The following is a 7,832-nucleotide window of genomic DNA, read 5'->3' on the forward strand; positions in this document are numbered from 1 at the left end:
GGCTTATATTACGTGCTGTGTTAAAGTTGGCAATGGTTTCTTTTGTGATGTTGGTGCTGCTATCCAGGTAAGAGATGTAGGTGAAATAATCCTTAATGGCGGCATAGCCCAGCGTAAGGGTATAATCTTCCTTAAAGGTCCAGGAAGCTTCCAGCGAATGCGTGTACTGTGGCTGTACATAGGGATTGCCCTGGTAGTAAGCATAGGGCGAGTTGTAATAAATAAAGGGGTTCAGATCCTGGTAAGAGGGCCGGTCAATACGGCGGCTGTAAGAAAAGTTCAGCACATGATCCTCCCCCAGCTCTTTGGTAATAAACACGCTGGGGAACAGCTGAAAGTAACTGTTACGCACCTCCGTTCCGGTGGTTAATGAGTAACCGTTATAGCTGGTTTGCTCACCCCGCAGGCCCCATTGCAGCTCTGCAAATTTTGTTTTCTTATAAAAATTGAAATAGAAGGCGCTAATATTTTCTTTATACCGGAAATGGTTGGTTTTACCGGCATCAGTATACCAGTCCGCATCCTGTTTGTTTTCAAAAAGAATATCATTATCCGTACGCACACTGCTGGTTTTTACGCCTGCTTCCAGCTTCCAGCTGTGCGGTAATATTTTAGTATAATCTGCTGTGGCGGTGAAGATGTCAATGGTTACCGGGCTATTGCTCCTTAGCTGCTCATCGGGCCGGGAGGGCTTTCCCTGCACATCTGCATAACTGTTCACAAATGATCCTTTGTTACGGGAGCGGAAAGCGGCATAGTCCGCATTCACTGCCAGCTCACTGCCCAGGGAATCAAAAGTATGTTTGTAATTAATATTGCCGGTAATGTTGTGGTAGCGGGATGAAAGGTTGTTCCGCACATACAGGCTGGAATCCACACTGCTGCCATTGCTGCTGAAATTTGTGTTGTAGGTTTCGGCGGTGGGCGCATGCAGCAGGGTAGTGTTGGTTGAAAAGGCAAATGTATTATTGGGATTCATATAATATTCCATGCCGGCGCGTATACCATCTTCCCGGCCATTGGCAATAGAAAGGCCCGCCTCATCAAAGATCAGCGGGTCCTTTCCGGTGATGGTCTTATGGCTTTTGAAAATAGCACGGTTCTTATTGTAGCTGTCACTTAAGCCTGCAAACAGGTATATTTTATTGTTGCGGTAATTAATGTCTGCATTGGTGTTATACTTGGGATAAAAGCCAGTGGCATAGGTAAGCCCCAAAGTACCATTCATACCTTTGATACGGCTTTTTTTGGTGCGGATGTTAATAATACCTGCATTACCGGCTGCATCATATTTGGCAGAGGGGTTGGTAATAATTTCTATTTTATCAATGGCGCCTGCAGGCATGTTCTTTAGCATGCGGCTGATCTCTGCGGCTGACAGGTACAGGGGCCTGCCATCCATCATCACCATGGTGCCGGTTCTGCCCTTGATGTAAATGCGGTCATTATCCACCATTACGCCGGGGGCGGTAGATAAGGCATCCAGCACCGTGCCGGTGGATGCCAGCGGGCTGGCGGCAATGTTCAGCACAATACGGTCTATTTTACGCTCCACCAGCTTTTTCTGACTAGTGACCTCAATTTCTTTCAGCTGCTTCTGATGCTGCTGCAGGTAAGCACTATCTGTTTGCGCATGCGCGGCTATAGTTACCAGTATGCACATGAGGACAAAGAAATATTTTATACTTCGCATAGCTCAATTCCTCCTTTTGCCAAGAGTGTATGTAATAACCAGGCGCCGGTTTCCGGTGTGTAAACGGTTGAAAGGTCTTCCATCAATGCAGCTGCCTGTAAGGGTTTTCCGGCATTGATCTTTTCTACCAGCTGCAGGGTTTCGGGGTAATAGGCTATATCCGTGCTGTTGCCGCGTACAAACAGGCGCAGCTGGCTGCGCGCTTCCAGCAGGCGGTATGTAATGCGGAAAGGGTGTATAACGCGCACTGCTTTATCTCTCCATTCAGCAGGGTCCATTAAAGCCACACCTTCATCGGCCGGGCGGCGCGCACCCCAGCCTGCATTGCTGCTGATAGCGGTTATGCGCTCCGTATATTCCTGCTGCAGCAGCTCGCTTAAAGTAAGCGTGGACATTTCCGGCAGGGCTTGCAGCAGGTCTTCTATATGTGTAAAACTTTCCAGGGTTTGCGCATCTTTTTCCGGTGTGGTGAGGGTTACATCATTCATATCAATGTGGCGCGCCAGGCGTGCATTCATTTTATTGTACAGGGATGCACGCGTTGGATTATTAAACCATACGGTAACGCCAATGGATAACTCGCCGGTGTAACCGATATGGTATTTATCCCAGGGCATGTAATACAGGTCGCCGGCTTTAAAGGGGTATGCCTGGCTATGCGGCAAAAAGGCTTCAATATCCATATTATTCTGGCTTGCATTGGGCAGCTGCTGGTAGGCATCCTTATCCCAGTTGTACATGATCTTATCGCCGGGGCCCAGGTGAAAGTGGATCACGTTCTCCCCTCTCCTGTCCTGGTGAATACCAAACGGCGTGTAGCCGTAGTTGCCCATCAGGATATCTATCTCCATCCCATCCATAGGCACGCCTATTTTTTTCAGCAGGGGCTGCAAACAGCTGCCTAAGTAAGTGGCCAGGGGATCTGAAAAGCGCTCACCATAATTTACGGCAATACAGAATTTTTCCTTGCCAAACACCCTGGCTGCCCAATGCACCACATCTTCACCCGGCTGCGGCGGGTGTGGAAAAACGTGCTGCTTTAACCAGGCCTCACCCTGCTGTGTGTTGCCCACATACAGGCGGAAGCCGGCAAACAGCTCCTGCGCCGTAAAGATCTTGCCCAGTATGGCTAGTGTGTCCAGGCTCATTTCCGCACATTTCTCCGGGCTTAAAATATCCGGTATTACCACGGTGCGGGAAAAGTGTGCGCTTTTTTCCAGGAACTCCTCCCACCATTTGCAGGAGAAGTTACTTTTAGCGGTGCACTGTTGGCAACAGGTTTTATAGGTTGCGTGCATAACCAGTGTTGTTTGATCAAACAATGTCAATACCTCTCTTATTATAGATCAGGGAAAGGAAGTACAGGCCTGCTTCCACCGGCCATTCTACCGGCAGGTAGTTCAGCAGCTCATCCGCCGCCAGCACTTCACCGCTGTTCAGCTGCTCTACCATACTAACAAAACCTGCATGATACCTGATCTCTATTTTTGAAGCGCGGGAAAATACCAGCAGCTGATCTGTTTTTTCCACGTGTACGGGATACAGGTGGAAAGGGCTTGCCAGGCGCACCTGTTTTCCCTGCAGGTGCATATACTCGTTCTCGTTATAGCCATGCGCCTGTTCGCGCGATAAAGGCTGCGCACGCCAGCCGCCGTTGCTGGCCTGGGTTTGCATCACTTCTTTATACACCTCTTCCAGCACATCATGAAAGCTGAGGCCTTCCAGGCGCTCATCCAGCTTTAGCATGCTTTCCACATGTGCAAAGCCGGTAAAGCCATCGGGGCCTGTTTCAGGGGAGGTAAGGGTAAGGTCTGCCATATCCACATACTGGCGCTTGAACGATTCCAGGATGTTATTCAGCACATCACTTTTGCTATGGTTATCAAACCACACGGTTACCCCTACTGACAGCTCATCGCTGAAACCAATGTGGTATTTATTCCAGGGCATATAATACAGGTCGCCGGTTTTAAAGGGGTATTGCTGTGCATAGGGCAGCATGGGAGCCACATCTGTATTGTTCTGCTTTGCGCCGGGCAGCTTTTCGTATTCTGCAGCATCCCAGTTGTACATGATCTTGCCGCCGGGGCCCAGGTGAAAGTGGATCACATTACCGCCATCATGATCCTGGTGAATGCCTAAAGGCGTGTAACCATAGTTGCCAATAAAGGTGGTGGTATGCATACCATCCAAAGGCAGGCCGGTGCTTTGCAGTAAAGGCTGCAGCAGGCTGGTAAGCAGCTGCGCCAGTGCGGGAGAAAATTTTTCAGCATAGTTAATGATGATGCCGAACTTTTTATCTTCAAACACGCGGGCAGACCATTGAGTAATATCCTCCCCTGCTGCGGGCGCCTGCGGGTAAAGGCTGCTGTCGAGGTAGGCGCCATCCTGCTGCTTACCATCCAGGTATACGCGCAGCCCGTAGGCATTGGTTTTAAAGCGGCATAATTCGCCTATTACTTCCAGCACCAGGTTATTCATATACTGCACTTCTGCTGCGGGCAGCACATCCGGCACTACTACTGTTTCAGTAAAACCTTTTGTGCTGTCAATAAAATTATTCCACCAGGCTTCATTCATAACAGCTACCGGTTGTGGGACTTGTGTGAGCGTTTCCATAAGTTTGTATGTTGGGGTTATGGGTTACACAATTTCAATTCCTCTTTTATTGTAAATGAGCGACAGGAAATACAGCCCGGCTTCCTCCGGCCAGTCCTGCGCCAGCTCCTGCAGCAGCGCATGTACTTCCAGGGTTTCGCCGGTGTTGATCTTTTCCAGGATATTCACCAGTGCGGGATGGTACCTGATCTCGATCTTGGAGGCGCGTGTAAATACCAGCAGCTTTTCTTCTGCCGTTAATACTTTATAATAAACGCGGAACGGGGAAATAGCGCGGATATATTTATCTGCCAGGTGCTCATACTCGTTCTCGTTATATTCAATGGATTGCTCCAGCGACAGGGGCCGCGCCCACCAGCCGCCATTGCTGTACAGCGCATACATATACTCCTGGTAAACTTCTTTCAGGAAGGTTTTAAAGGGCAGCTGCCTGTGCCGGTCCTCCAGCTTCAGCAGGGATTCTATGTTAGAGAAGCCGCTAAAACCTTTCAGGTCTTTTTCCGGTGTGGTAATGGTAAGGTCTTCGGTATTTACATACTGGATCTTTATAGCGTCCAGTATTTTTGACATCAGCGCTTTGCGCGTGGGATTGTTGAACCAGAGCGTTACTCCCAGCGACAGCTCTTCAGAGCTGCCTACATGGAACTTATCCCAGGGCATGTAAAAAACATCGCTGCGGCCAAATTCAAACTTCTTTGCATAAGGCAGCAAAGGCTCTATTTCCATGCAGTTCTGTTTGGCATTGGGCAGGGTTTTAAACTCATCCGGTTCCCAGTTGTACATTACTTTACCGCCGGGGCCCAGGTGAAAGTGGATCACGTTCTCCCCTTTATGATCCTGGTGAATGCCCAGTGGCGTGTAGGCATAGTTACCCAGGAAAATGGTTACGCACATACCGTTCAGCGGCATGCCTATTTTCTTTAACAGGGGCGCAGCATATTCTGCCAGGCGCTGTGAAAGGGCATGCGAAAACTTTTCCCCGTAGTTAATGATCATGCCGAACTTCTGATCGCCAAAAGCGCGGTTCACCCAGGTGGGCACATCTTCATCCACCATAGGCGCGTAAGGGTATACATGGTTGTTCATGTAATCCCCGTTCTTGTGCGCGCCATCAATATAGATCCTGAAATCGTAGGCATTGGTTTTACGCGTGCACAATTCGCGGATCACTTCCAGGGCCATCTGCGTCATTTCATGGCATTCCTTTTCGGAGAGCACATTTTTCACCACAATGGTCTCGGTGAAATTTTTAGAGTTCTTCAGGAACTCGTCCCACCAGGCGCTGTCTATTTTAGACGGCGCTGCTGGTGCTACCTTACCGGACGGTATAATTTCTGACAACATAGTTTTACATTTTAAGCTTGTGATAAAGGAACCGGTGAGCTTAGCCGGCTGTTAGATCAGGCCTGTGGTTGGCTGGGTGGGTGCTACGCCTTTTATTTTCTTTTTTTCCTTTACTTTTTTCTTTTCACTGTCTGCCTCATCATCTTCTATTATATTACCGCCTACCAGCTTTTCCTGTTCCAGCGGAGAAATAATTCTGGCGTTTAAGAATGCCCGGGGATTGAACTTTTCTTTTTCAGGAGTTTTCATTTCTTTGGGTTTTAAGGGTTAAAAGAGTATTTCAAAATGAAGTATTAAAAAAACTGGCTAACCTCTACTTCCTTTACGGTTTCTCCGCCTTCTTTACGCACCTTTACGCGTACCTTATCTACATTACCGCCTACCAGCCGTTCCAGCTCCAGGGGAGAGATCACTTTTGCTTTAAGGAAGCTTTTGGGGTCAAATTTTTGTTGTGTCCTGGGTTCCATAACAGTATTGTTTTTGAGAAGGATGGATTGGCTTTATCCGCCAATCCATCCGTGGGTAAATTATAAGCCGATCGGAATTTTGATCTCGATCTCTGTTTCAGATTTCTTGTCTTTCTTCTTTTTGGTATCTTCTACTGATTCAACGTTACCGCCGATCAGTTTTTCCTGTTCCAGGGGAGAGATGGTTCTTGCAGCCAGGAAGGATTTTGCGTCGAAGTTTTGTTTGTTTTCCATTTTGTGTTGTTTTTTGGGTGGGTGTGGTAAATAATTGTTTTAATTCCTCAGGCAGTTTCCAGGCCTACTTTGATTTTCAGCTTGGAGTCTTTCTTTTTCTCTTTTTCGCCAGCTACTTCGTCTTCGCTAACGTTACCGCCGGTTAATTTTTCCTGTTCCAGCGGAGAGATGATCTTTGCTCCCAGGAATTCCTTCATGTTGGAAGGTTGTTGTTTCTGTTCCATTTTTGATGGGTTTTAAGGGTGATAAATGCAATTGATGATCTGATGGGGTCTTTGGGTATTTGTTTTAGCGCTAACTTTTATATCGATATTAACCTCAAAAGTTCCGTTTCAATCAATACTCAAATTTTGCATTTTATCAGCCCTGAAACAATAGCAATTACTTACCATTTCCTGCTGCGTGATAGTAAAATATTACTACCGGAACACCTGTGCATACTTCAGCTTTACAATGTTATTCTTCACTGCAAATGACAGCAATTCCCTGTTGCTGTGGAGTTTCAGCTTGTTGCGGATATTTGTTTTATGATTGTTCAATGTATTTACGCTGATGTACAATTGATCTGCTATATCTTTTGCTTTCATGCCTGAAAGCATTAATTGCAGCACCTTTTTTTCCTGCTCTGAAATATCGTATATGGGTTCCTGTAAGGCATGCTCCTGCAAAACAGGTTCGCCTATATGTTCTTTAATTGCAGGGCACAGGTAGCGGTAACCTTCCTGTATGGTTTCTATACAGGATACCAGGTCGGTGAGGGAGTGGTTTACCGACAGGTAGCCATTTACATCATAGTACAGGGCCAGGTTGGCGTGAAAGTCTTCCGGCAGTATACAAACAATGCAATAGGTTTTGGGCGATCTTTTTTTGATAGTACGCGCCAGCTCAAGCCCGCTGAAGCTTTCCGGCAGGCTTTTATCTATGATCACTATATCGCATTGCCATACCGCCTGCCGTGCTATAACGTCGGGGTTATCCGTGATATGCAGCACCTGGATACATTTCTCTTTCAGGTATTCTGCTATCAGCTTTGCACTGTTAATATTCTGCTTTAAAATAATTGCGGTTTTCATGTTGTGCATAAGTTTAAGGGTACTACAACAATAACACGCTGCTCCAATTGAGCGCTTTATCAGATATGTAGGAGAGTAATGTTAATGCAATGCCTGTTAATCCATCCAGCAGGCCTTCTTCTTTGCCTGCGTATACGCCTTTGGGTAATTCATCTTCCAGCAGCAAAATGGTTCTTTGCAACCAGTGCTCATAGCCATCCCGGTACACGGGGAATCCTGTTTCCTTGTATAATATGCGGCAGCTTTGCGCCAGCCCGGCAGCACCATGGCAAAAGGCGGCAGTAGTAGCCTGGGTAGATGAGCTGTCCTTGCGCATCATGCTTTGCATACCAATGAGGTTGGCTAAGCGCAGCAGGCCATCATCCCCAAACAATTTAGCGGCCCGGTAAAACAGCAGTACCT

10 protein-coding genes are annotated in these 7,832 nt (G+C 47.4%); all 10 read right to left on the bottom strand.

All coding sequences use genetic code 11. The annotated features are described in order from the left end of the window. A partial coding sequence (locus VIM87_RS05845; RefSeq protein ID WP_331996074.1) for an outer membrane beta-barrel protein occupies positions 1-1,693 on the bottom strand: 1,693 nt, incomplete at its 3' end. Then, entirely contained in the window at positions 1,681-2,991 is a 1,311-nt protein-coding gene (locus VIM87_RS05850; protein ID WP_331996075.1) for a hypothetical protein, read from the bottom strand. The genes VIM87_RS05845 and VIM87_RS05850, both read right to left, overlap by 13 nt. Positions 2,992-3,007: 16 nt before the next feature. After that, entirely contained in the window at positions 3,008-4,312 is a 1,305-nt protein-coding gene (locus VIM87_RS05855) for a hypothetical protein (RefSeq protein WP_331996076.1), read from the bottom strand. A gap of 24 nt (positions 4,313-4,336) precedes the next feature. Next, positions 4,337-5,656 carry a hypothetical protein gene (locus VIM87_RS05860; RefSeq protein ID WP_331996077.1) on the bottom strand — a complete coding sequence of 440 codons (1,320 nt, stop codon included), beginning with the start codon at positions 5,654-5,656 and terminating at the stop codon, positions 4,337-4,339. Positions 5,657-5,707: 51 nt separating this feature from the next. Continuing rightward, positions 5,708-5,905 (bottom strand): hypothetical protein, encoded by a 198-nt coding sequence (locus VIM87_RS05865; protein WP_331996078.1) that lies wholly within the window; start codon positions 5,903-5,905, stop codon positions 5,708-5,710. A 44-nt stretch (positions 5,906-5,949) separates the two neighbouring features. Beyond that, complete coding sequence (locus VIM87_RS05870; protein ID WP_331996079.1) at positions 5,950-6,123, bottom strand: hypothetical protein; 174 nt, start codon at positions 6,121-6,123, stop codon at positions 5,950-5,952. A gap of 60 nt (positions 6,124-6,183) precedes the next feature. After that, a complete protein-coding gene (locus tag VIM87_RS05875; protein WP_331996080.1) occupies positions 6,184-6,357 on the bottom strand; it encodes a hypothetical protein in 174 nt (57 codons plus the stop codon). 47 nt (positions 6,358-6,404) lie between these two features. After that, a complete protein-coding gene (locus VIM87_RS05880) occupies positions 6,405-6,581 on the bottom strand; it encodes a hypothetical protein (RefSeq protein ID WP_217601545.1) in 177 nt (58 codons plus the stop codon). 195 nt (positions 6,582-6,776) lie between these two features. Further along, positions 6,777-7,430 (bottom strand): response regulator transcription factor, encoded by a 654-nt coding sequence (locus VIM87_RS05885; RefSeq protein ID WP_331996081.1) that lies wholly within the window; start codon positions 7,428-7,430, stop codon positions 6,777-6,779. A 22-nt stretch (positions 7,431-7,452) separates the two neighbouring features. After that, on the bottom strand, positions 7,453-7,832 hold a 380-nt coding region (locus tag VIM87_RS05890), incomplete at its 5' end, for a lanthionine synthetase LanC family protein (RefSeq protein ID WP_331996082.1).

Source organism: Chitinophaga sp. (assembly GCF_036569125.1).
Classification (GTDB): Bacteria; Bacteroidota; Bacteroidia; order Chitinophagales; family Chitinophagaceae; genus Chitinophaga.

Excerpts from the sequence above, each read along its gene's own strand:
- VIM87_RS05855 (WP_331996076.1), bottom strand. The coding sequence starts at position 4,312 with ATGGAAACGCTCACACAAGTCCCACAACCGGTAGCTGTTATGAATGAA.
- VIM87_RS05880 (WP_217601545.1), bottom strand. The coding sequence starts at position 6,581 with ATGGAACAGAAACAACAACCTTCCAACATGAAGGAATTCCTGGGAGCA.
- VIM87_RS05885 (WP_331996081.1), bottom strand. The coding sequence starts at position 7,430 with ATGAAAACCGCAATTATTTTAAAGCAGAATATTAACAGTGCAAAGCTG.
- VIM87_RS05860 (WP_331996077.1), bottom strand. The coding sequence starts at position 5,656 with ATGTTGTCAGAAATTATACCGTCCGGTAAGGTAGCACCAGCAGCGCCG.
- VIM87_RS05865 (WP_331996078.1), bottom strand. The coding sequence starts at position 5,905 with ATGAAAACTCCTGAAAAAGAAAAGTTCAATCCCCGGGCATTCTTAAAC.
- VIM87_RS05875 (WP_331996080.1), bottom strand. The coding sequence starts at position 6,357 with ATGGAAAACAAACAAAACTTCGACGCAAAATCCTTCCTGGCTGCAAGA.
- VIM87_RS05870 (WP_331996079.1), bottom strand. The coding sequence starts at position 6,123 with ATGGAACCCAGGACACAACAAAAATTTGACCCCAAAAGCTTCCTTAAA.
- VIM87_RS05850 (WP_331996075.1), bottom strand. The coding sequence starts at position 2,991 with ATGCACGCAACCTATAAAACCTGTTGCCAACAGTGCACCGCTAAAAGT.